The organism is Streptomyces nanshensis (assembly GCF_001751255.1).
Classification (GTDB): Bacteria; Actinomycetota; Actinomycetes; order Streptomycetales; family Streptomycetaceae; genus Streptomyces; species Streptomyces nanshensis_A.
In genome coordinates this window covers 1-23077 of sequence record NZ_LJGW01000406.1, presented here as the reverse complement: position 1 = coordinate 23077, position 23077 = coordinate 1, and the positions used below count along the sequence as shown (strand labels likewise).

At 71.8% G+C, this 23077-nt stretch carries 19 protein-coding genes and 1 pseudogene; 10 read left to right on the top strand and 10 right to left on the bottom strand.

Annotated elements, in window-relative coordinates:
* Positions 1–12: 12 nt before the first annotated feature.
* Both AN218_RS25360 and AN218_RS25355 read right to left on the bottom strand, forming a co-directional pair.
* A complete protein-coding gene (locus AN218_RS25360; protein WP_070019244.1) occupies positions 13–2025 on the bottom strand; it encodes a PEP/pyruvate-binding domain-containing protein in 2013 nt (670 codons plus the stop codon).
* The gene (locus AN218_RS25355) at positions 2022–3515 is read right to left on the bottom strand and encodes an ATP-grasp domain-containing protein (RefSeq protein WP_070019243.1); all 1494 of its coding nucleotides are present in this window, start codon (positions 3513–3515) and stop codon (positions 2022–2024) included. The genes AN218_RS25360 and AN218_RS25355 overlap by 4 nt, the downstream gene beginning before the upstream one ends.
* Positions 3516–3929: 414 nt before the next feature.
* Here AN218_RS25355 and AN218_RS25350 point away from each other — a divergent pair, with 414 nt between their 5' ends.
* From AN218_RS25350 to AN218_RS25315, 8 genes and pseudogenes are all read left to right on the top strand, one after another.
* A complete protein-coding gene (locus AN218_RS25350) occupies positions 3930–5225 on the top strand; it encodes a PAS domain S-box protein (RefSeq protein ID WP_070019242.1) in 1296 nt (431 codons plus the stop codon).
* 53 nt (positions 5226–5278) lie between these two features.
* Positions 5279–5805, top strand: a pseudogene (locus AN218_RS38510) (dihydrodipicolinate synthase family protein).
* A 389-nt stretch (positions 5806–6194) separates the two neighbouring features.
* Positions 6195–6965 carry a hypothetical protein gene (locus AN218_RS25340; protein ID WP_070019241.1) on the top strand — a complete coding sequence of 257 codons (771 nt, stop codon included), beginning with the start codon at positions 6195–6197 and terminating at the stop codon, positions 6963–6965.
* A 1598-nt stretch (positions 6966–8563) separates the two neighbouring features.
* A complete protein-coding gene (locus AN218_RS39110; protein ID WP_079132577.1) occupies positions 8564–9946 on the top strand; it encodes a serine/threonine-protein kinase in 1383 nt (460 codons plus the stop codon).
* Positions 9947–10225: 279 nt separating this feature from the next.
* Positions 10226–10606, top strand: a complete 381-nt coding sequence (locus tag AN218_RS25330; protein WP_275936997.1) for an ArsR/SmtB family transcription factor — start codon at positions 10226–10228, stop codon at positions 10604–10606.
* Positions 10603–11079, top strand: a complete 477-nt coding sequence (locus AN218_RS25325) for an ATP-binding protein (RefSeq protein WP_079132571.1) — start codon at positions 10603–10605, stop codon at positions 11077–11079. Before AN218_RS25330 ends, AN218_RS25325 begins: the two co-directional genes overlap by 4 nt.
* On the top strand, positions 11079–11309 hold the full coding sequence (locus AN218_RS25320; protein ID WP_070019239.1) for a hypothetical protein: 231 nt from the start codon (positions 11079–11081) through the stop codon (positions 11307–11309). The genes AN218_RS25325 and AN218_RS25320 overlap by 1 nt, the downstream gene beginning before the upstream one ends.
* Positions 11299–11487: a DUF6126 family protein gene (locus tag AN218_RS25315; protein ID WP_070019238.1), complete on the top strand. Its 189-nt coding sequence runs from the start codon at positions 11299–11301 to the stop codon at positions 11485–11487. Before AN218_RS25320 ends, AN218_RS25315 begins: the two co-directional genes overlap by 11 nt.
* A gap of 100 nt (positions 11488–11587) precedes the next feature.
* On the opposite strand, the gene AN218_RS25310 is transcribed toward AN218_RS25315, so the two are convergent.
* From AN218_RS25310 to AN218_RS25275, 7 genes are all read right to left on the bottom strand, one after another.
* On the bottom strand, positions 11588–13105 hold the full coding sequence (locus AN218_RS25310; RefSeq protein ID WP_070019237.1) for a hydrogenase large subunit: 1518 nt from the start codon (positions 13103–13105) through the stop codon (positions 11588–11590).
* A 2-nt stretch (positions 13106–13107) separates the two neighbouring features.
* On the bottom strand, positions 13108–14742 hold the full coding sequence (locus tag AN218_RS25305; RefSeq protein ID WP_070019236.1) for a proton-conducting transporter transmembrane domain-containing protein: 1635 nt from the start codon (positions 14740–14742) through the stop codon (positions 13108–13110).
* Positions 14742–15557, bottom strand: a complete 816-nt coding sequence (locus AN218_RS38500) for a hypothetical protein (protein WP_244900698.1) — start codon at positions 15555–15557, stop codon at positions 14742–14744. The genes AN218_RS25305 and AN218_RS38500 overlap by 1 nt, the downstream gene beginning before the upstream one ends.
* A gap of 6 nt (positions 15558–15563) precedes the next feature.
* Complete coding sequence (locus AN218_RS25290) at positions 15564–16517, bottom strand: respiratory chain complex I subunit 1 family protein (RefSeq protein ID WP_070019235.1); 954 nt, start codon at positions 16515–16517, stop codon at positions 15564–15566.
* Positions 16514–18553, bottom strand: a complete 2040-nt coding sequence (locus tag AN218_RS25285) for a proton-conducting transporter transmembrane domain-containing protein (protein ID WP_070019234.1) — start codon at positions 18551–18553, stop codon at positions 16514–16516. The genes AN218_RS25290 and AN218_RS25285 overlap by 4 nt, the downstream gene beginning before the upstream one ends.
* Positions 18550–19032 (bottom strand): NADH-quinone oxidoreductase subunit B family protein, encoded by a 483-nt coding sequence (locus AN218_RS25280; protein WP_070019233.1) that lies wholly within the window; start codon positions 19030–19032, stop codon positions 18550–18552. The genes AN218_RS25285 and AN218_RS25280 overlap by 4 nt, the downstream gene beginning before the upstream one ends.
* A gap of 108 nt (positions 19033–19140) precedes the next feature.
* The gene (locus AN218_RS25275; protein WP_070019260.1) at positions 19141–19518 is read right to left on the bottom strand and encodes an ArsR/SmtB family transcription factor; all 378 of its coding nucleotides are present in this window, start codon (positions 19516–19518) and stop codon (positions 19141–19143) included.
* A gap of 374 nt (positions 19519–19892) precedes the next feature.
* On the opposite strand from AN218_RS25275, the gene AN218_RS25270 reads away from it, so the two are divergent.
* Positions 19893–20516, top strand: coding sequence for a TetR/AcrR family transcriptional regulator (locus tag AN218_RS25270; protein ID WP_070019232.1), 624 nt, complete (start codon positions 19893–19895; stop codon positions 20514–20516).
* Positions 20513–21427, top strand: coding sequence for an SDR family oxidoreductase (locus tag AN218_RS25265; RefSeq protein WP_070019231.1), 915 nt, complete (start codon positions 20513–20515; stop codon positions 21425–21427). Before AN218_RS25270 ends, AN218_RS25265 begins: the two co-directional genes overlap by 4 nt.
* A 31-nt stretch (positions 21428–21458) precedes the next feature.
* Here the strand turns inward: AN218_RS25265 and AN218_RS25260 are convergent, their stop codons facing one another.
* Positions 21459–22784: an acyltransferase family protein gene (locus AN218_RS25260; protein ID WP_070019230.1), complete on the bottom strand. Its 1326-nt coding sequence runs from the start codon at positions 22782–22784 to the stop codon at positions 21459–21461.
* Positions 22785–23077: the final 293 nt, after the last annotated feature.

The window sequence follows — 23077 nt, the reverse complement described above, 5'->3', positions numbered from 1 at the left end:
GGAGGCGGGCGCTCACAGCGCGTACGGACGGATCTGGACCAGGCGGAAGTCGCCCTGGTCGGTCAGCAGCCACTCGATGTCGAGCGGGGCGTCCACGTCGGGCGCGCTGAAGTGCGACTGGAGCAGCCGCCCGGTCAGCGACAGGTCCGCGAGCCGGGACCGCATCCCGTCGGGCTGCCCCTCGATCGGCGAACCCAGCGCGACCGTACGGCCGCCGCCCTCCACGGTGTTGTAGAGGTACTGGTGCGGAAGGACCGCTCCCTCGACGACCTGTTCCGGCGAGCCCGCCGAGCAGTTGAGGTAGACGTTGCGGAAGTCCTCGCGCCGGGTCGGGTTGCAGGTGACCAGGACGCCGCCGAGCGCGGCCGGCACGTACACCTGGACGATCACGCCCATGTATGTGTCGTCCAGGGAGATGCCCACCTGGTGGCGCAGGCGCACGCTGCGCGGCGAGAGCAGCGAGGCCCACACCTGGCGTACGGCGTCGAGGAGTTCGTCCGTGCCGCGCGCGGTCGTCACGGAGTCGTACACCCCGGCCGCGGAAAACCCGGGCAGGTCCTCGGCGTTGGAGGAGGAGCGCACCACGAGGCGGTCGCCCGCGGCGAGCGGGCCCGGGAAGGCCCGGACGATCTCGTGGGCGACGGACTCGGGCATCGGCGCGTTCCGGATCAGTTGCTGGATCTGGAGGCAGAGCGGGTCGAGGACGTCGGTCGCCTCCAGTTCGAGCGCCATCTTCAGCTTGCCCAGGCCCTGTTGGAGCGCCGGGACGGAGGTGAGGAAGCGGTGCTGGAGGGAGAAGGGCAGCGCGACGCCGTCGGGGGCCTCGACCGTGCCGGCGACGAACGACGTTGCGGCGGTGCGGAGTTCGTCGGGGGAGGGGCCGTTCAGGCCGAGCCGGGCGGCGAGATGCCCGTAGAGGTTCTCGCGCGGCGGGCGGGGACGGCCGTGGAAGGCGGTCAGGTCGGCGCTGCGGCTGTCGAGGACGTGGTGCAGTTCGCCGAGGTTGGCGGCCTTGGTGCCGTAGCGGTCCCGGTCGGCGCTGCGCAGCCGGTGCAGGGCGAGGACGGGCGCGTCCTCCAGCAGCGGCGGTTCGAGCCGTATGCGCTGCTGGTGCCAGACCGGCGCCGCCAACTCAGGGGCGTGCTCCAGCCGTTCGAGGGTGACGTCGTCGTCCTGCACCCGGTAGCGGACCCAGGCGCCGTCCAGGCCGTCCCGTTCGGCGATCTCCGGCAGGTCGCGGACGATCGCGTTGGGGATGCCCCAGCCGGAGGCCAGGACGTTGGTGTGGGAGAGCGGTGTGATGGGCGCGGTGTTGACGAACCCGGCGACCCGCTGCACGTCGTCCGGGAGGCAGGGCATGGCGACGATGTCCGACCAGCCGAGTCCGGCGGCGGCCGCCTCGTACTCCTCGACGCTGCCGAAGCAGCGCAGACGGCCCGTCGCCTCACCGGTGTTGAGCGGCGTACGGGTGCGGGTGCCGAACAGCTCGTGGCTGAGGATGCGCGGTACGCGCTGCTCGCTGACCGCGACCAGTTCCTCCTCCTGGCCGTGGTTGGCGGGCTTGAGCAGCAGCGGCAGCCGGGCGTCGACGCGCTCGCGTACGAAGGCGTGGAAGTACTCCAGCAGCTCCGCGTGCATGGTGTCGGCCTCGGTCGTCTCCAGTACGAGGAAGGTGCGTTCGCGGCCCTCGGCGTCCTCGTCGGTGTGCAGGGAGAGCACGCCGAGCAGGAAGCGGCGTCCCGGGTCCATGTAGACGGAGGCGTTGAACTCGTCGAGGGAGGCGTCGAGTTCGGCGAGGTCCATGCCGAGGATGCGGGTGGCGACGTAGTCGACGTGGAAGGGGTGTGCGGCCGTGTCGAGCACGTGCCAGGTCTCCTCGGCACGGTCGACGACGACCTTGAGGTACGGGTGGCCGGCCAGGGTGCCGGACAGCGCGCGGAACAGCGGCAGCGAGAGGTTCTCGCCGACGACCGTGCGGTCGACCGCGGGTACGGGGGCGCCGGCGGCGAGTTGAGCGGTGCTCATGCGGGGACCTCCTCGGTGCGGGCGGCCGTACGGAGCCGGGGGCAGGCGGCGGCCGTGGAAGGCACCACGGCGACGGCGGGTGCGGGAGTGGCAGGGGCCGGAGCCGGGGCGGCGTTCGTGTCCGTCGGCTCGGCGGCGACCGCGGGCGGCAGCACGCGGGGCAGGGCGTCCACCAGGGCCGTGAAGTCGCGGAGCACGGTGGGCGCGTCGGCGGCGGACAGCAGACACAGGGCGGCCATCGTGTTGGCGCCGCCCGCCGGTTCGTAGACCGGGACGGCGCTGCCGTCGGGCAGCGAGGACTCGGGCACGACCGACAGGGCGCCGCCCTCGCTCAGGGCGACGGCCTCCCGTACGGCGGTGAAGTCCCACACCCGGCGGTCCGGCCAGGCGTGCCCGTCGCCGTCCACCGCGAGGACGACGAGGGAACCCGCCGCGCCCCGCGCCTGATCAGGGCCGAGGGCGCCCTCGGGCCAGTCGACCGTGCGGCCCAGCAGATGGTCGACGAGCATGCCGACGAGGTCGAGTCCGAAGACCTCCTCGATCTGCGGGACGGTCATCGCGCCGCCGAACCGCGCGGCCGTCTCGATCAGCCACATGCGCCCGTCCGCACCGAGCTTGATCTCGGTGTGCGTGCCGCAGTCGCGCAGACCGAGGGCGTCGACGGCCTCACGGGCGAGCGCGACGACACGGTCCTGGAGGCTCGCGGGCAGCGGTGCGGGCGTGATGCTGGCGCGCTCGGTGAACGGCTCCACCGTGGGCATGCGGCCGCTGACGCAGACCGGGTGGAAGACGCCGCCGGCCACGACGCCCTCGACGCTGACGTAGTCGCCCCAGCCGGGTTCGTCGAACCACTGCTCGGTGGTGCCGGTGACGATCTGCTCGACCACGAAGTGCGCGTCGGCCTCGGCCACATGGAGCTCCGCGAAGCCCAACTGGGCCGATTCGGCCATTACTTCGCGCGAGCAGCGCCACGCGGCGTCCGCCTCCTGCGGCGAGCCGATGATCTGGTGCGCGGTGGAGCCCGCGCTCCAGGCGGCCTTCAGCAGCATGGGGAAGGGCAGCGCCGCGACGGCCTCCCGCAGATCCGCCCGGGTGGCGACGGGCCGGAACTCCGGCTGCGGCAGGCCGCGTTGACGCCAGGTGTGCCGCATCATCCGCTTGTCGCGGGCCAGTCGGGCGGCGCCTCCGGGACCGGCGAGACCGAGCGTCTCGCACGCCTCGGCGACGGCCACGACCGCGTACTCGGAGAAGGTGAGCACCGCGTCCGCCCCCACGGCCCTCGCCCGCGAGACGATCAGCGAGCCGAGATCGGCCCGTTCGGCGCCGGAGGGCGTCTCCACCGAGGCGCACAGCTCCTCGGCGAGGGCGGCGACCGCCGGCGGAAGCGCGCTGAGCGCCAGCAGGTGTACGTCCGCTCTCGCCGCCGTCCGGGAGAGGACGTGACCGAGCGGCGGGCCACCCTTGGCGTGCACCAACAGCACTGTGCTCACAGAAGTTCTTCTCCCATCGGTTGTCCGGTACGGGACGCCGGGCGGTGGCCCGTTCCCTCCTCCGGCCGTGCGGCCGGGGCCGTACGCGGGCGCATCCCCGGGCCGCGCGGGCGCGCACGGACGTGCGCGCGAGCTACGACGCGCGTAGATTCACGGGGTGTAACTGGCGCCGTACACAAGGGAATCAGGCGCGCGGGGTCCGCGGTGCCACCGGAGGCCGGACCCGGTCAGGCAAATGCCAAAGTTGCAGACATTGGCAGGTGATGGTGAAGATTCCGTGATCACACAGACCGTGCCCCGCGGACGGCCGCCCGCTCCGCGGGGCGCACCGGCCGGGCAGGGGCGGCACCCGCGCGGGAGCGGCGTCGCGGCGCCCCTCCCGCCGGTCCGAGGGAGACGGACGGAAGGGCCGCCGTGGACGATTCCAGTCTGAAAGCACTGCTCCAGCACCTCCCCGTGTCCTGGTGGGAGACCGACGAGCGGTGGCACGTCCTGGAGAGCGGCGGAGGCGCCTTCGCCGACCCGGACACCGCACGGCGCTTCCTCGACCGCGTACGGGAGGAGACGTCCCTGCCGGAGCGCTCCCGTCGACAGGGCCACCGGCTGGTCCGGTTCGACGGCAGGACCTTCGATGTGAACTGGCCCCTGGCGGGCGGCAGTTCACGCGGCCACCGCGGGCTCGCCGTCGAGGTCCCCGAACCTCCCGCCGACCTCCGCCAGTACGCCGCCTTCGCGGACTTCGCCGACTACGCGCCCGCGGCGGCGTTCCTGCGCGACCGCGACGGGTGCTACCTGTGGGCCAACCACTCCTACGCGCATCTGTACGGCACGACACCGGAACAGGTCGCCGGCAGCAGCATCGAGGACCTCGACTCCCCGGCGGACGCCGCCCAGTTCCGCGCCCTGGACCAGGAGATCCTCAGCCGCGGCAAGCCGGTGCGCCACACCCTCACCTACCACCGCTCCGACGGCACCACGGGGCAGGCGGCCGGGCACCGCTTCCCCGTACAGGAGAACGGCCAGACCTGCGTGGCTGGCATCTACGTCGACATCACCGAGCACACCCGCGCCATGCACCAGCGCCGCGAGGCCGAGGAACACCTCCGGGCGCTGCGCGACCACAGCGGACTGCCGTGCGCGCTGCTGTCCGCCAACGGCCGTATAGAACAGGCGAGTACGGCCGCCGCCGACCTCTTCCGCACCCGCCTCTCCGACCTCCTCGGCCGCCGCGCGCACACCCTGCTCGCCGCCGCTCCCGAACTGAGCCGGCTGCATCTGGCCTGGGAGGCGCTGATAGCCCGCCGCGTCAGACGTGTGGAGACCTCCGCCCTGCTGCTCGACGCGGAGGGCCGCCGGCGCCGCGTACAGCTCCACTTGACCACCGTGAACGCGACGGGCGGCCGCGCCGCCCGCGTGTGGGCCGTCGTCACCCACCAGGGCCTGGCCCACGAGGCCCGTCCGCCGCTGACCGCCGCGCAGTTGCGCATCCTCTCCCTCCTCGCGGAGGGCAGCACCAACGGCGAGATCGCCGCCTCGCTGAAGCTCTCCCGGCAGACGGTCGACTACCACCTCAGCCGCCTCCGCGCCCTGCTGGACGCCCCGACCCGCCCCGCCCTCGTCGCCCGCGCCTACGTCCTCGGCGTACTGGCACCCCGGGCGTGGCCACCGCGCCCGGCGGGGGCTCCGGGGGGCGGGGCGGGAGCGGGGTGAGAGACGGTGTCGACGGGGTCGTCGCCTGCGGCTCCACCGGCGAGTTCGCGGCGATGATGGGCGACGAGCGGCGCCTGCTCGTCGAGACCGTGGTCGACCAGGCCGGCGGACGCGTCCCGGTCGTCGCGCAGACCGGAGCCGTCAACACCCTGAGGCCGTGGGGCTTTCGCGGCACGCGGAGGCCGCGGGCGCCGACGTCCTGATGGTCGTCGCCCCCTGCTACGAGCCGCTGACGACGCACGAGACGCTGCACTACCTGCGCACCGTCGCCGACTCCGTACAGATCCCGGTCATGCTCTACAACCTGCCGGGCGCCACCGGCGTCAACCTCGACCCCGACACGGTCGCCGCCCTCGCGTACGAGCACGAGAACATCCGGTACATCAAGGACACCGTCGGCGACATGTCGCAGGCCGGGAAGCTGATCCACCACCACGGCGACGTGATCTCCACGTTCATCGGCTGGGACGCCCCGCTGCTGGGCGCCGTCACCGAGGGCGCGGCCGGCGTCATGGGGGGCACCGCGAACGTCATGCCCGCCGAACTGGTCGTGGTCCACCGGGCGTTGCGCGACGGGTGACCCGCCCCGTGCCCGCGAGGTGTGGGACACGGTCTACCCGCTGGTGGACACCCTGAGGTCCGCCCCCGTTCATCCAGGCCGTCAAGGCTGCACTGGAGGAACTCGGCCTCCCCGTCGGCCCTCCGCTCCAACCGCTGCTCCCCGTGGACGACGCGGCCCCGCGCACGCATCGCCGCCGAACTCGCCGCGCTGCCACAGCTCGTGGCGTGAGAAGCGCGGAGTTGTCAGCCCATGATGAGACCCACCCATCGCTGGAGCCTTTGCGACTGCGCGCGACCTGTGCCTGGTCGCCGGTGTGATCATGGCCGAGTTGCGCCCTATCTATGGCACTTCGTTACTGCTGCCATGAACGAAGGAGCGGAGGGGACCGCGTCGATGCAGGGGGCGGGATGGGTACGTCCACGCGTTGGAAGGGTCCGGGCGGCGGCCCGTGGAGTGCAGCCGGCGGACGGCTGGCTCAGTGGAATCCTGACCGTCCGCATGCCGAGGAGCGGCTGGAAGAGATCGCCGCGGATTACCTGACTGCGCTCCACCAGACCATTCGCACGGACCGCTCGGCGTTCGGGCTGTACGACGCAGTCCTTGCAGCCGGTGACCGACTCGCCCTCCAGATGAGCTCGTTGAGAGAGGAACATCCGGACTCTGCGGAGGCGTTCATGGCGCTTCTCGCCGAGCAAGTGGGCGGGGACGGGGGAACCGTTACGGACGCTTGCATACGCAGAGCGGCTGTCGCAGCCGGCCGTGACGTATTGGCACAGCATCCGGAATTGGAGCAAGCCTGGGCATCGGGCGACACAGGCGGACGAGGCTTCCCATCGGACATCCTCTGCGATCTCTACCGGCTGTTCTTCGGTGACGTAGTGGCCGAATTCCTGCGTTCCGTCGTGGCAGAACACGTCAAGTTGGCAGTGCCCGTGCTGGCCGGGGCCGATCCGGGCGACCAGATAGCTGACTGGATCGCCGACCAGGTTCTCACCCTCGTTCCGGACCCGTGCGAGAAGGCGGCAGAAGTGACGGACAGCGTGGATGAAGCGGGGGCGGCCGTGGAAGCAGTTGAGAACCCCGTCTCGGTGCTGCCTGCCATCGCGCGAAGTCTCGTGCCGCACGCGGCCAGAGGGGTCTTGGGACTGATCACTGGAGAAGAGGAGACAGCGGCATGACCTCTTCCCAAGCGTTCGTCTGGTGGCGCAGCCATGCAAAGGACACGTCTCCGGGGGACATCCCATGGCTGGAGATCGGTGAGGACTCTTTCCAGGAGAGAGAGCGTCGAATCACCGGTCGACACCGCTTGCCCGGTCCGGTCCCCGACTGGGCTGACGACCTGTTCCGAATAGCTCGGGCGGCGTTCCTCGCCGACAAGTACGTACGGCGGGCCGGCACAGAGGACAGATGGACTCGGCATATACGCCTGTCCGTACCGGTCCTGGACCGGGATCGCTGGGAGTCCACGACAGCCTTAGGTCACATCACCGCGCTACTTGAGACTCTGACGTCCGACGTCTGGGAGGTGGAATACCGAGGACTTACCCAACACCACGTGGAAGAGGCAATACCCGATCTCGGAGCCGAGCGCGCCTCCGAAATAGCGCTTTTTTCGGGTGGACTTGACTCTCTCAGCTGGGCCGCTAGTTGCGCCCGCGCCAACACCACGCGCCCCCTTCTCCTTGTGATGTTCCGCGAGATCGGCCTGCTGCGGCTTCAACAGCAGGTGTACGCATCGGTCAAGCGCATCGCGAAGAGCAGGGAGATCCTGCTGCTGCCGATGAGTCAAACCCCTGCCGGAGACGGCTCAGGGAAACGGCCGGAGACCTCTTCCCGCAGCCGGGGCCTTCTGTACATGGCGGGCGCGATACGCGCCGCTACCGCGCATGGCGGGACAACAGTCCATGTCCCCGAGAACGGACAGTTGGCCCTCAACCCCTCTTTGACATCCGCTCGTTCGGCAGCGTGCTCCACTCGATCCGTACACCCGTGGACCTTGCAGCACCTGAATCGGCTATTGGCCGCAGTCATCGGAGATGAGAGCACCGTAGAAGTGGTCAACCCGTTGGCCCGGCTGCCGAAGGGCGAGGTGTGCCGCGCCGCACGGGCCTCGGGCCTGCACCCGTCCGACTTGGAGGCCACGCTCAGCTGCGGCCGGCCTCCTGCCCGTCGCCGTCACGGTCCGCGACTTGCCAACTGCGGCATCTGCTTCCCCTGTCTCGTGCGTCGCTCAAGCCTTCTGCACGCAAACGGCACTGATCACACTCCGTACGCCGCCTCTCCCTGGACCGAAGACCCCGAGTCGCAGCGGATGGCGGACTGGCGGGCACTTCAGCGGTGGCTGCACCGCCCGTACTCCATGGCCGACCTCCTTGCCGACACACCTCTGCCGCAGGGAACGGACCGTCGGGCAGCCCTTGATGTCCTTACGAAGGGGCGAAAAGAACTGAGTCAACTGCTCAGTGAAACAAGGTCCGCTGACCACGAGTCAGGCAGTGTGCCGACGACCTGCTCTGCCAGCGCTTCGACGTGTTGTAGCTGAGGGCCGCATCGGCGGTTACGTGAAGTCGCGTGCCTGCGTGTGCCGTAGCCGTTGCTGCCGTTTGCCCGGTAACCCTTCCCGGGCGACTGAGCCGCCCGTCTCACCCCACCTCTGTTGTCTGGGCGAGGACTCACGGCGGGGGAAGGGGGAAGAGCCGCACAGGGACATGCTGCGCCCGAGGATCCGGAACACATAGGCCGGTACCGGTTGTTGGGCCGGCTCGGCGAGGGCGGCATGGGGCGGGTGTACCTGGCCCGTTCGGACCGGGGACGCACGGTTGCGGTCAAGGTGGTGCAGGCCGAACTCGCCCGGCAGCCCGACTTCCGGCGGCGCTTCGCGAAGGAGATCAACGCCGCACGGCGGGTGGGCGACGCATGGACCGCCGCCGTGCTGGACGCCGACACCGAGGCCGCCACTCCCTGGGTCGCCACCGGCTATGTCGCCGGTCCCTCCCTCCAGGAGGTGGTCGACGGACTGTACGGTCCGCTGCCGCAGTTCTCCGTCACCGCGCTCGCCTCCGGACTGGTACGGGCGCTGGAGGCGATCCACGGAGCGGGCCTGGTCCACCGCGATCTCAAGCCCTCCAACATCCTGATCACCATCGACGGTCCGCGGGTCATCGACTTCGGCATCGCGCACGCGCTGCACACCGCCGCCGGCGGCGGACTCACCCGTACCGGCGCGGTGATCGGCTCTCCAGGCTTCATGTCGCCCGAGCAGGTACGCGGTGAGACGGTCACCCCGGCCTCCGACGTCTTCTGCCTCGGCGCGGTCCTGGCCTACGCGGCCACCGGCCGGATGCCGTTCGGCACGTCCGCCGACGGGATACACGCCCTGTTGTTCCGCGTCGCCGAGAAGGAACCGGACCTCACCGGCCTCGACGGCTCCCTCCGCGAACCGGTCGCCGCCTGCCTGCACAAGACTCCCGCGGAGCGGCCCTCGGCGCCCGCCCTGCTCACGGCCTTCGGCGACGGGTCCGCGCTCGACGGCACCTGGCTTCCCGCGGAGGTGCTGGCCCAACTCGACCGGCACGCCGTCCGGTTCCTCGACTCCGAGGAACCGGACGCCCGCGTCGGCCATCAGCCGACCCAACTGGACGGCGCGGGCGCCCCGTTGGCGGGCCCGGGCACACCTCCGGCGAGCGCCGGTACGTCCGGCCCATCGCCGTACGGTGACGCGACCCCGCACGCGACCCCGCACGCACTCACGGCGACCGCCCCCGGTCCGTCCCCGCACGCCGGGCAGCGCACCCCACACCACCAGGTCCCCGGCCCGGCGGACGGTCCGGCGCCCGGACGAGGACCGACGCGGCCGGTGCAGCCGCTGCGGTCGCTGGCGGGTGTCCTCATCGCGCTGCTGGGCGTCCTCAGCGCGGTGACCGTCGCGAAGGTGATCGTCGATCTGCGGACCTACAGCCGTCTGAGCGGTCTCCAAAAGCCCGGCTGGCAGCTCCTGTTGGACTCCGGACGGCTGGACGGCCACCGGCTCGCCACCGATGTGACGACCGTCCTCACCGTGGTCACCGTGCTGCCGGTGATCGCGCTGACCGCCGCGGTTCTGGCGATCCTGGTCGTACGGCGGCTGACGGGCTGGCAGGAACGGCGCCTGGCGCGCTGAGCAGCGGCTCCGTCGCGGGACCTGCTTCTCTGCCGGGCCGGCGCAGGGCTGGTCGGCCGCACCGAAGTTCGGGCAGCGGAGCGCCGACGCCCCTCTTCTCCCCTCGACTTGAAGAGTTCTTCAATTCGCAAGTTGCTACACTTCGATGGGTCCGCGCGCAGTGGGTGCGGAGTGGATGAGGACGCCGCGCAGGACGCACAGGAGACAACGCACGGCAGACGTACGGCGGACGGCGTCGGCCACGGGAACCAGGCACCGGGCCGGAGAGTGAGTCAGAGCGTGAACAAGGGCCAGATCCCGCTGTACGAGGCGAAGGCGGAGTTCTTCCGGATGCTGGGGCATCCCGTGCGTATCCGTGTGCTGGAACTGCTTCAGGCCGGACCGCTGCCGGTACGGGATCTGCGGGCGGCCATCGAGGTCGAACCCTCCAGCCTGTCGCAGCAGTTGGCGGTGCTGCGCCGCTCCGGGATCGTGACGGCCACCCGTGAGGGATCCACGGTGATCTACGCGTTGGCGGGCGGCGACGTGGCCGAGTTGCTGCGCGTCGCGCGGAGCATCCTCACCGAACTGCTCGCCGGGCAGCACGAGTTGCTCGACCAACTGCGCTCGTCCCAGGACGTGTTGCCGCAGGACGCCCTGGCGCGGCAGGAGGGGCCGTGAGGAGACCGGGCGAGTTCCGGCCGAGGCCGCAGTGTTCGTCGTGGGCCGCCCGCGAGGGTACGGCGCCCGTGCCGTGGCGGTGCGCCTTCGTCGTCCCCACGGAGCCCGGTTCGGTCCGTCTGGCCCGGCAGACGGCGGCGGCACGGCTGACCGAGTCCGGCGTCCCCGCGGGTTCCGTGCTCGCCGATGCGGCGCTGCTGGTGCTCAGCGAACTGGTCACCAACGCCGTGCGGCACACGGCCGATGTGTCCTCCAGCACGCGGGTGGCCATGACCGCCGAGGCGGACAGGCTGAGCATCGCCGTCGGGGACCGGGACCGCCGTACGGTCGATCCGGCCGGCGCCCCGGCGACGGGCGGCCTGGGCACGGTGCGTGAGCTGGCCGCCGCGTTCGGCGGCGGCGTCCGTGTCGAACCGGCGATGAGGGGGCGGGGCAAGACCGTTGTGGTGTGGTTCCTGCTCGCGGACGCCTGATGCCCGCGGTGCCGGAGAGGGACGCGTCCGGGCACTTCGAGATCACGTTCCTGCACGGTGCGGGCGAGGACACCACGCGCACCGTGGACGCGGCCGAACTCCGCTCTCTCGTGGGGTGGGCCGGACGCATGGGTGTCCGTGTGTGCATCCGCCCCCGCGCGCCGTACGCCGTGGACGGTGGCCAGGAAGAAGACACCGAGAGACGACCGGAGTCCGACCGTGACCGATGACGCCGACGACAAGCCCGTGCCCGCTCCCGCTCCCGCGGTGAGCCGCTCGGACGCCGGCAGCGAGGAGTGGAAGGAGCGCGGGGTGTTCTGGCGGGCGTTCTTCTACATCGTCGGGACACATTTCCTGCTGGCCTTCATGGCCCTGCTGTTCTACGTGGGGGACCACGCGAACAAGTAGCGCGCGGGCCAAGTAGGGGGAATCCGCCCGCCGTTGGAGCCACGGCGGCGACGGCGGGCTTATGCCGTCGGACCGCGCCCGTACGGCCCTCCCGGAGCGGTCAGAGATCGTTGCCGGCGTAGGAGAGATTGAAGCTCTTGTTGGTCAGCGGGAAGTCGGGAACGATCGTGTCCGCCAACGCGACCGGCAGAGCGGGCCAGTTGAAGAACGAGGGATCGACCGGCTTGACCCGGCCGAGGGTGTGCTCCGGGGTGATCTCGACGCGGGTGGTGATCGTGCCGCGCCACCCTTCGACGATGCCGACCCCGGACCGTACGGTCTTCGCGTCCTCCCGCGGGCCCGGGACCGTCGTCGGCCCCGAAGTGAGGCCCTGCGCAAGGCGGTTGACCAGCGCGACCGACGCGTCGATCTCCTCCGCGCGCACCAGGAACCGCGCCAGCACATCGCCCGTCGTGTGCACGGGAACGGTCGGCGGCTCGTCGTACGCATGGAAGGGATGGGCGATGCGGGCGTCGTAACCGAGACCGCTGGCGCGGGCGACATAGCCCAGGCACCCCAGGTCGCGGGCGACCCGCGCGGGCAGCGCCGAGGTGCCGGTGAAGCGGTCGCGGACGGTGGAGTGGCCCAGGGCCAGGTCGGCGACCTGGCGGACGTCGTCGCGAAGTGCCCGCAGCCGGGCGGCATCCGGCACCGCATGCAGATGGGCGCCGCCGAGGACGACACCTCCGCGCAGCAGCCGGTGTCCCGTCGTCTCCTCGTTGAGACGGAGCAGTTGCTCGCGGATCCGCAGGGCGTGCGCGTTCAGTACGGAGTGGCCGACGTCGTTGCACAGGGCTCCGAGGTCGGCGACATGGTTGTGGATGCGTTCCAGTTCCAGCAGCAGCGCGCGGGCCTGCCGTGCCTCGCGCGGGACGCCGATGCCGGCGGCCTCCTCGACGGCCAGGCAGTAGGCGAGGGCGTGGCCGACGGCGGTGTCACCGCTGATGCGCTCGGCCAGCGGAAGACCGGCGTCGAGGGTGCGGCCCTCGAAGAGCTTCTCGATGCCCTTGTGCACGAACCACAGACGGGCCTTGAGCTTGAGGATGGTCTCGCCGACCACGGAGAAGCGGAAGTGGCCGGGTTCGATCAGTCCCGCGTGCACGGGGCCGACGGGGATCTCGTAGACGCCCGCGCCCTCGACCTCCAGGAACGGGTAGGGGCCCTCGGGTTCGGCGAAGGGCGGCGGCGGTCCGGCGTCGGGCCGCATCGGGTACCAGCCCCGGGGCCAGTGGAAGTGGCGTACCAGCCGGCGCGGCAGGGGATGGCCGAGCGGTACGACGCCGTGCAGATCGCGCATCTCCCGCTCGAACCTGCCGGTGGCGAAGGACTGCGGAGCCAGTGTCGTCAGCCGTGGATCGTCCGCGTCGAGACGTACCCGCAACTCGACGCGGACGTCGGGCGGTCCGGAGACGAAGAGATAGACGACGCGCACGGCCCGGCCGCCGGGGGCGGTCTCGTCGTCGTGGTGCGCCGCCACCAGGGCGAGCCGGTGTCCTTCGCGCAGCAACTCCCCGGCGCGTGCGGGGAGTTCGGACGCCTCGGTCTCGACGACGGTGCGTCGCGCGGGCAGGGGGATCATCGTCACTGTCCTCCGATGACGGCGGCGCCGGCGGCCAGAAGGCGGGTGAGGGGCCCGGCGGCCACGCCGAGGACCGCGCAGGCCGACAGGCTCAGTACGAGCGGCAGTCCGGCGGCGAATCCAAGACGTACGGGCCGCGCCTCGGTCTCCGGGGGCCGGGCGCCGGCGACCGGCAGGACCGCGGTACGGGATCCCGCCGTCCCGGAGCCGGCAGCGGCGACCGGGCCCTCCCCGCGGGAGCCCTCCGGGCGCTCCGGAACAAACGACGGCGCGTCGGCGGGTGTTGGCGACGGCACCGGACGCCCGTCCAGCAGCATCCGCGCGGTGCGCGCCGACAGCGCGCCGAACGCGATCAGCACCAGCACCAGGGCCACGGCAGTCGGTCCGCCCAGCCCCGCCGCGAACCCCGCCCGTACGATGCCGAGTTCGGACGCGAACAGGCTGAACGGCGGGAGCCCGAGCAGGGCGAGCACGGCCAGGCCGAAGGCGGCGCCCAGCGCCGGGGCCTGCGCGAGCAGTCCGCGGATCCCGTCGATGCGGGAGGTGCCCCGCAGTTGGAGCAGATGTCCCGAGGAGCAGAAGGCGACGGTCTTGGCCAGCCCGTGTCCGGTGATGTGCAGCAGCACCGCGGAGAGCGCCAGCGGCGTACCGACGGCCGCACCGAGGGCGATGAGGCTCATGTGCTCCATGCTCGAATACGCCAGCATCCGCTTGTAGTCGCGCTGGCCGAGGAGGAGACCCGCGGCGAGCGCGAGGGTGAGCAGGGCCATGGCCGTCAGCAGGACCCTCGTATAGCCGGTCCCCAGGGCGGCGTCGGCGATGGCCTTGCACCGCAGGACCGCCATGAAGGAGACCGACAGCAGGACCCCGGACATCAGCGCGGAGACGGGGGCGGGCGCCTGGCTGTGCGCGTCGGGCAGCCACGCGTGCAGCGGCACCAGACCCGCCTTGGCGCCGAAGCCCAGGAGGACCAGCGCGGTGGCGAGGCGGATGACGGGCGGGTCGAAGTGGTCGGCGTACGCGAGGAGGGTCGGCCAGTGGAGCGCGGACTCCTCGGGGACTCCGGCGGCACGGGCGGCGTGGTGGATGAGCACGATGCCCAGGAAGGCCAGGGCGATTCCGGCGGAGCAGATGACCACGTACTTCCAGGCCGCCTCGACCGAGGCGCGGGTGCGGCGGTGTCCGACGAGGAACGCCGTGACGATCGTGGTGGCCTCGACGGCCGCCCACAGCACACCGAGATTGGCGGTGAGCACCGCCGTGCACATCGCACCGAGGAAGAGGTGCACGAGCACCTGGTAGCGGCGTACGAACCGTTCACCGCCGCGTCCCGCCGCGCGTTCACCGGCCAGATAGGCGGGACCGGCGGCGCAGGCCGGCAGTGCGACGGCGCCGACGGCGAGCAGCATCCACACGGTGAGGGCGTCGGCCCGCAGCAGTCCTCCGAGGGCCGGGACCGCTCCGCCGCCGGCCGCCGATGAGGACAGTGCGGCGGCGGAGCCCAGTACGGCGGCGGGCGAGACCAGCGCCGCCCAGGGGGTGAGCGGGCGGCGGCGTGCGGCTGCGTAGAGGGCCGCGACGGCGAGCGGTACGGCCACGGGAGCGCAGAGCCAGAGCGCGGAGGCGTGTGCGTTCATCAGTCGTGCAGCTCCCGCAGGTCGTCCAGGTCGGTGGTGCCGAAGGCGGTCCGCATCCGTGTGGTGAGGATCTGCAGGACCAGTACGGCCAGCAACACGTCGAAGGAGACGCCGAGTTCGACGATCAGCGGCACGCCGGAGGTCGCGAGGAACGCGATGGCGGTGATGCCGTTGTCCAGCAGCAGAAAGCCCACCACCTGCGACAGGGCGCGCCGGCGGGTGGTCAGCACGAAGAAGCCGATCAGGACGACGGCCAGACCGACCGGCAGCGCCCGGGTGGCGGGGGAGGGGTCCAGGGCGATCAGCGGGCGGGAGACGGCGTAGGCCAGCAGCGTCAGCAGCGCTGCGGTCAGCAGCGAGGCCGCGACGTTGACCAGCGGCTGGGTCTCGCGTGCTTCGCCGGCGTCCGCCCGGTAGCGGTGCGTGCCGTCCGTACGGTCCGTACGTTCCGGACTGTGCGCGCCGTCCGTACGGTCCCAACTGGCCGTGCCGTACGGACCGTTCGTGCCGTACGACGCCCCGTCGTCCTCGTCCTCGTCCGCGTGCGGCGGCGCGGTGGTCGCGGTCAGCGCCCGCCGCATCAGATGCGGCAGAATCCCGGCGCGCAGCACCGCGATCCCGGCGGCCACCGCTGCCAGGTCCCAGCGGCCCTCGTGCCATCCGATCAGCAGCGGGACGGTGGCCAGCGCGACGCCCTGAAGGGCGAACACGTCGACGATGACGGACAGTTCACGCCGCCACAGCACCACGACGGCGGTCAGCAGGAACGCGCCGCAGGCCAGATCCAGCAGTTGAGTGAAGACGCTGTCGCTCACCGCACCTCACACCCCGCCCAGGAAGTAGGAGCTGGTGACGGCCAGCAGCGCCAACAGGAAGGAACCGGCGAGCAGTTCGGGCACGCGGAAGAGCCGCACCTTCGCCCAGAACACCTCGGCCGCCGCGAGCACCGCGCCCAGCATCGCCACCTTCGCCGCGAACAGCACCAGGCCCAGCGCCACGGCCGCGGCGGAGGCGCCGGTGGCGATCCCCCACGGGGCGAAGAGCGAGGCCAGCAGTCCCAGCAGCACGGTGAGCCGCATCTGGGCGCCGAGTTCGACCAGGGCCAGGTCCGGGCCCGCGTACTCCAGCACCATCGCCTCGTGGACCATCGTCAGTTCCAGATGGGTGGAGGGGTTGTCCACCGGAATCCGGCCGGTCTCCGCCAGGACCGCCACCGCGAGCGCGGCCGTGGCCAGCAGGCCCGCGGGGGAGGCCAGCCGCGCCGGTTCGTGCAGGGCGCCCTCCACGATCCGCGGCAGGTTGGTGGTCCCGGCCGGTATCGACAGCGCGAAGACCGCGAGCAGGATCGTCGGTTCGACCAGCGCCGCCACGGTCATCTCGCGTGAGGCGCCCATGCCGCCGAACGCCGTGCCCGTGTCCAGACCGGCCAGCGCGAGCGCCACCGAGCCCAGCGCCAGCAGCGCGACGACGAGGATCAGATCCGCTTCGCCGCTGACCGGGGTGGCCGTCGACGCCAAGGGGACGAGCGCGGCCGCGACGGCCGTCGTGGCCACCAGCAGGGCGGGAGCGACACGGAAGGCCGGTCCCGTACCGGTCGGTGTGACGGGGGTCTTGCGCAGCAACTTCCGCATGTCGCGCCAGGGTTGGGCGACGCCGGCACCGGCCCGTCCCTCCATGCGGGCCCGTACCTGCCGCATCAGACCGGTCAGCAACGGCGTCCCGAGGACGACCACGAGTACCTGCGCGGCCACCGCCGCGACGCCCACGCCGCTCACCAGCCCACCGCCAGCACCGCCAGAAGGAGCACCAACACGGCGAAGCCGTAACCGAGATAGAGATGGACGCTGCCGCCGGCCAGCCGCCGCGCGCCCCGTCCGGTCACCGCCAGGGCCGCCAACACGGGCCGGTAGAGGCGGTGTTCGACGCGGTCGGGCACGGCGTGCTGGAAGCGGACCCGTTCGACCAGATACGCCGACTCCCGTACGGGCGTGACGTCCACGTCCTGCTCGGGCGCCAGTACGTCGTCGAAGACCCGCTGCAACGGCTCGGCGAACGAGGTGGCGGTGTAGGCCATACGCGGTGTCGGGGAGCCGCCGCCGCAGTCCCAGAGCCGGACGTCACGGCGCCGGACGTGACGGGACCGCCGGCGCACGGCCAGGCGCGGAAGCGCGGCGGCCAGCACGACTGCCGCCGCCAGCGCGGCCGTTACCCACAGGGGCGAGAGCCGTGCGGCGAGCCCGTCCAGCTCCACCCGCAGTCCGCCGCCCGTCAGCGGACCCGCGCCGGTGAGCCCGGCCGTGGCCACCGCCCGGTCCAGAGCGCCGCCCAACAGGCCCGGAACCAGGGCCAGTACGCCGCATCCGGCGGCCAGCAACCCCATGCCGGCCAGCATGCTCGCCGGGCTCTCCCGCGCCTCGGCGGCCTGCGGGCTGCGCGGCCTGGCGAAGAAGGAGACCCCCAGCGCCTTCACGAACACCGCCGCCGCCACCCCCGCCGACAGGGCGATGAGCGCCACGGCCAGCGGCAGCACGATCGCCGTCGACAGGCCGGGCACCGCCAGCCCGTGGATGAGGGACTGCAACAGCAGCCACTCGCTGACGAACCCGTTGCCCGGCGGCAGCGCGACCGCGCCCAGGGAGGCCAGCGCGAACAGGCCCGCCGTCACCGGCATCCGCGCCCGCAGTCCGCCCAGCCGGTCCATGTCGCGTACGCCCGTGGCACGCAGCACCGAACCGGCGGCACAGAACAACAGGGCCTTGAACGCGGAGTGGTTGACCACATGCAGCAGAGCGGCCCCCAACGCCAGGGCCGCAGGCCCCCGTTGGCCCGCCGCGGCGAACAGCCCCGCCGCGCCCACCCCGATGAGGACCAGACCCATGTTCTCGCTGGTGGAGTACGCCAGCAGACGTTTGAGGTCCGAGGAGACGGCGGCCTGCAGAATCCCGTACACGGCCGACAGCCCGCCCACGGCGATCAGCACCAGCCACCACCAGCGCGCACCGCCGCCCAGCAGATCGAAGCCCACCCGCACGATGCCGTAGACGCCGAGGTTCACCATCGCCGCGCTCATCAACGCCGAGATGTGACTGGGCGCTTCGGGATGCGCCCGTGGCAGCCACGCGTGCAGCGGCACCGCGCCCGCCTTCGACGCGAACGCCGCGGTCACCAGCAGGAACACCCCTCCGCGCGCGGCGGGGGACAGGTCGCCGGCGCCCTCGCGCAGCGATGCGAAGTCCTCGCCCCCGGCGCCGGCCGCGAACCACGCCAGCCCCGTCAGCAGCAGCACCAGGCCCAGATGTGTCATCACCGCGTACCAGACCCCCGCCGTCCGCACCGAGGGCCGCTCGCGGTGCTCGGCGAGCACCAGCAGCAGCGAGGCGAGTGCCATCGCCTCCCACAGCACCAGGAAGGTCGACACCGAGGCGGCGGCCGGCACCAGCACCAGCGTCAGCGCGAACAGCGGGAGTACGCCCTGTACGCCGCGCGAGGCCGCGCCGCCTCGCCCGTGCCCGCTGTAGCCGACGCCGTACAGGGACACCGCCGCCACCACCGCACCCGCGACGGCCATGAACAGCCCCGACAGGGCGTCGACGTGGAGGTGCACACCGGCCAGCGGCAGCAGCCACGGCAGCTCGGCGGACCACCGGGCGCCGCCCAGCGCGGCGACTCCCGCACAGCAGCCGGCGACACCGCTCACGCCCGTGCACACGCCGACGACCGCCGCCCGTACCCGGCCGGATATCAGCGACGCGGCGGACCCCGACGCGGCGGATCCCGCCGCCACGGCGAGCGCCGTCGCGACAGTGTTCACCGGCCGGTCACGGTGCGCAGCGCCGCGACGATCTCCTCGGGCCGCGGCGGGCATCCCCGTACCTCGACGTCGACGGGCACCACGTCGCCGACGGCGCCCTCCACCCCGTAACCCCCGGCGAACTCACCGCAGTTCAGGGCGCAGTCGCCCACCGCGACGACCACCCTCGGCTCGGGCATCGCCGCGACCGTACGCCGCAGCGGCTCGGCCATGTTGCGCGTCACCGGCCCGGTCACCAGGGCCACGTCGGCGTGCCGCGGCGAGGCCACCAGCCGCGCCCCGTACCGCTCGGCGTCGTAGACCGGGCCGAACGCCGAACCGATCTCGATCTCACATCCGTTGCACGAGCCCGCGTCCACGCACCGCACCTGCGCCGAGCCGCGCAACTCCCGTGCGGCGTCCGGTGCTTGACCCTCCGGACGCGGCGGAGCCTCCTCGGCCACGCGTCCCGTACCGCGGATCTTGCGCAACAGACTCACCACATGCTCCTACAGCATCAGACTCGTATCCCGCCGGGCGAAGGGCGGTCACCCCTCGCTCACTTCGCAAGGGGCTCCCTCACCGGAGACGGCCGCAGCACCGAGGACTCAGGAACGTCCGCGCCCCCGGGCGTTCCCCTCCGGGGATCCCTCCGGCGCCGCGGAGGACCGCAGATCCGCCAGCAACTCGGCCTGTCCCGACAGCACTCCGGAGAGAATCACCCGGGCCACCCGCAGCAGCTCCGCCACCTCGGGGCTGGTCAGCGAGTAGTAGACCGTCGGCCCCTCCTTGCGGGTCACCACCAGGTTCATCCGCCGCAGCACAGCGAGCTGTTGGGACAGATGCGGCGGACCGACGCCCACCTCCGGCAGCATCTCCGCCACGGCATGCTCCCGTTCGCTCAGCAGCTCCAGCACGCGAATACGGACGGGGTGCCCCAGCGTCTTAAAGAACTCGGCCTTGAGCTGATACAGCGGAGTGGTCACCGAGCCCGCCTCCCGATGCGCTTCGTCACCGGCCGCGGTTCCGGCCTCGCCATCCGCTCTGTACATCGTCCGTGCCTCATTCCAGGGACCCTACGGTCTCCGCCGTCCGCACTGCGCAATGGATGATCCCTGCAATTGCTAATTTTCGCAACTGGCTACATGTGCAGGTGACGCCGGACGCTCCGGGCCCGGCCGGATCGCCCTCCGGCGCCGCGCACCCGCACCGGCCCGCGGCCCCTTCCCCGACTTCCCCCCCCCGCCTTCCCTTCGGCCCGAACCAACGTCCGCAGAGCGGCAGTTGGCCTCGTACGCGCCGTCCACGACCGGGACGCTCCGGACGCTTCAGATTTCCGAATCGTGGTTCAATAGCCCCCATGGCGCGTCCCAAGTCCATCTCCGACGGCGAGTTGCTGGCCGCCTGCGAGCGCGCCATCGGGGAGCACGGTCCCCACTTCACGCTCGCGCAGGTCGCCGTCGTCGCGGGTGTCTCGGTCGGCACCGTCGCCGGACGGTTCGGCTCCAAGCACGCCCTGCTTCTCGCCCTCATAGCGGGAGGCACCGCGACGCTGGAGGCCCGGATGCGGGACGTCATCGAGAAGCACAGCGACCCCGTGGACGCGGTGCGGGAGGCCCTGGTCCTCGCCGCCGAAGGGATCGACGACCCGGAGACCGCCGCCCAGCATCTCGCCCAACTCGGCAAGGACCTGGCCGATCCGGGGCTCCGCGAGGGGATCGCCGGCCTGCGCAGGACCGTCCGGTCCGTACTGACCCCGTTGCTGGAGACGGCCCGACTGCCCTACGCGCCCCCGGCGGTTCAGGCCGCCGGAGTCCTCGCCGCCCTGGCCAACGGACTCCAGCAGGACTGGGCGCTGTGCCCCCAGGGCGAGTTGGCCGACCGGCTGCGCCAGGACCTCGACGCGGTCCTGTCCGCCTGGCGCGGTCCGCAGGGCGTCTCCCCACGACCGTCGGACGATTCGAAGAGAGAGGTCGATCAATGACATCCGCACTCGCCGGCAAGGTCGCCGTGGTGGCCGGAGCCACCCGCGGCTGCGGCCGGGCGATCGCCGTCGAACTCGGTGCGTCGGGCGCGACGGTGTTCGCCGCCGGACGCTCGACCCGCGAGCGGCGCAGCGAGATGAACCGGTCCGAGACGATCGAGGAGACCGCGGAGCTGATCACCGCGGCGGGCGGCACGGGGATCCCGGTGCGCTGCGACTTCCTCGTCCAGGACGACGTCGACGCACTGCGCGGGCGGATCGCCTCCGAAGCCGGCGGACGGGTCGACGTGCTCATCGACGACGTCTGGGGCGGCGACCCCTTCATCGACTGGGACACCCCGTTCTGGGAGCAGGACGTGGAACGGTCGGTACGGGCCTGGCGCAACGGCCTGGAGACCCATCTGCGCGCGCTGCACGCCCTGCTGCCGCTGGTGACGGCGGGCCCCGGCGGGCTCGTCGTCGAGGTCACCGACGGTGTGGCGGACGGCAATTCGGGCTCGCTCGTCTACGACCAGGTCAAGGCCGGAGTGCGGCGGCTGGCCCTCGGACTCTCCGAACAGCTCCCGGAGTTCGGCGGTACGGCCCTGGCGGCCACGCCCGGCTTCCTCCGGTCCGAGGCGATGCTCGACCACTTCAAGGTCACCGAGGAGAACTGGCGCGACGGCATCGCCGTCGATCCGCACTTCGCCCTGTCGGAGACACCGCATCTGCTCGGCCGCGGCATCGCACGCCTCGCGGCCGACGAGGAGCGCGCCCGCTGGAACGGCGACATCGTCACCTCGCATGCGCTGGCCGACGCCTACGAGGTCGACGACCTGGACGGCTCCCGCCCGGACTGGCCGCGCTGGATGAAGGACGTGGTCTCGGGCGGACTCCCGGTGGAACAGGCGGACCCGGCGGCGTACCGCTGAGCGCGCGTGTCCCTTCGCCTCAACTCCCGGTCTAGCCGGGTTCGTTGGCCGGGGCGGCGGCAGCCGCCGCCCCGGGGACGACTGGGGTGCTCCGGGTCACGGGCGCCCGGCCGAGCCGGGGACGCAGCCGCATCACCGGACGCTCCACGGCGTAGAAGCTGAGCGTGGCGGCGGCCAGCGAGGCGACCAGCACCAGCCCGAGCAACGGCACGAAATCCGCCGTGCCCTGGGGCGTGTGGCTCCAGGCGTAGTAGCCGTCCAGTACGAACAGGTGCCACAGGAAGACGCCGTAGGAGATCCTCCCGCAGAACTGGACCGGGCGGCTGCCGAGGAACGTGTGGACGGGGGAGCGCGGGGCGGCCGTCGCGGTCAGCGGTGCCACCAGCAGGGCGCTGATGAGCAGGAACCACAGCTTGGTCAGCAGGGCCTGCGGCACCGACGGGTAGTCGATGGTGTGGGGAGTGCCCAGCGGTGTGCACGCGCAGACGAAGGCCGCGGTGGCGAGCACCCAGGACGTGCCCGGGTGCGCCATGAGCCACCGGTACGGTTCCCAGACGCGCACCCCGAGTTGCAGACAGACCGACAGGGTGGCCACGGCCATTCCCGCCGCGAAGTACGTCAGATACTCCGGCAGCCACAGATAGATGAACGGGTAGTCGCCCATGCGCGGCAGATGGGACAGAACCGTCCACCCGGCGCTCAGCACGGCGACGGTCAGCAGAACCCACAGGACTCTGCGCGCACGGGCTGCTGTGTCTCCCGCCCGTCGTGCCCAGCGTGTGCACGCGACGGAGAACAGCGGCAGCAGCGCGTAGAAGCTCACCTCGACGGCGAGGCTCCAGGTCTGTCCCATGCCGGCCGGGAGCACGTCCTGCTGGTAGATGTGCAGCAGCAGCAACGGCCGTACCACGTCCCACACTCCGTGCAGGGTGGGACGTGCGAGCAGGAGGAGCGAGGCGACGGCCAGCACCCAGAACGCCGGCAGAATCCGCAGGGCCCGGCGCCACAGATAGGGACGCGGCGCGGGCGGGGCGGTGTCCGTGAGGGCGGCCGTCACAAAGGGTCTGTACAGAAGCATCCCGGAGAGCAGGAAGAAGATCGGGAGTCCGGCTTCGGCGTTGGCCAGCACGGCCGCGCCGAGCGTGTTCCCGGACTGGTTCCACATCGAGGAACCGACCTGTCCCGAATACACGCCGACGTGGTAGAGGAGGATCATCAACGCGGCGATACCGCGCATCCCTTCGATGCTCCGGAAGAAGCGCCGAGGCGGTCCGGCGGATTGCGCGTGGCCGACGGGCGCGGTGTCACCGGGTTTTCCCGTGTACTCACGGCGTCCGAGATCGTTTTCCTCACCCATCGAATTCCCCCTCCTTCTGCGAGGCAGGCCATGGTGCAGCACCCGGAGCCGGCGGGGGAGCGGAGTAACAGAAACACGAAGGAATTCCGGTCCCCGTGCGACGAGTTGACCTTCTGTTCGCCGTTCCTCCGCGGATCCTGTGCGCCGCCGGGAATCGGAAGTCGCCCTTGTGGCCCGTGCCGTGGCCGTTTACGGGAAAGGGGACGGTCTCGTCTGCGGGAGCCCGTCCGAGGCTGAAAGAAGCCGGACAGAAACGGCGCACAGGCCGGCGTCGCCGCACCGCGAACGGTGCG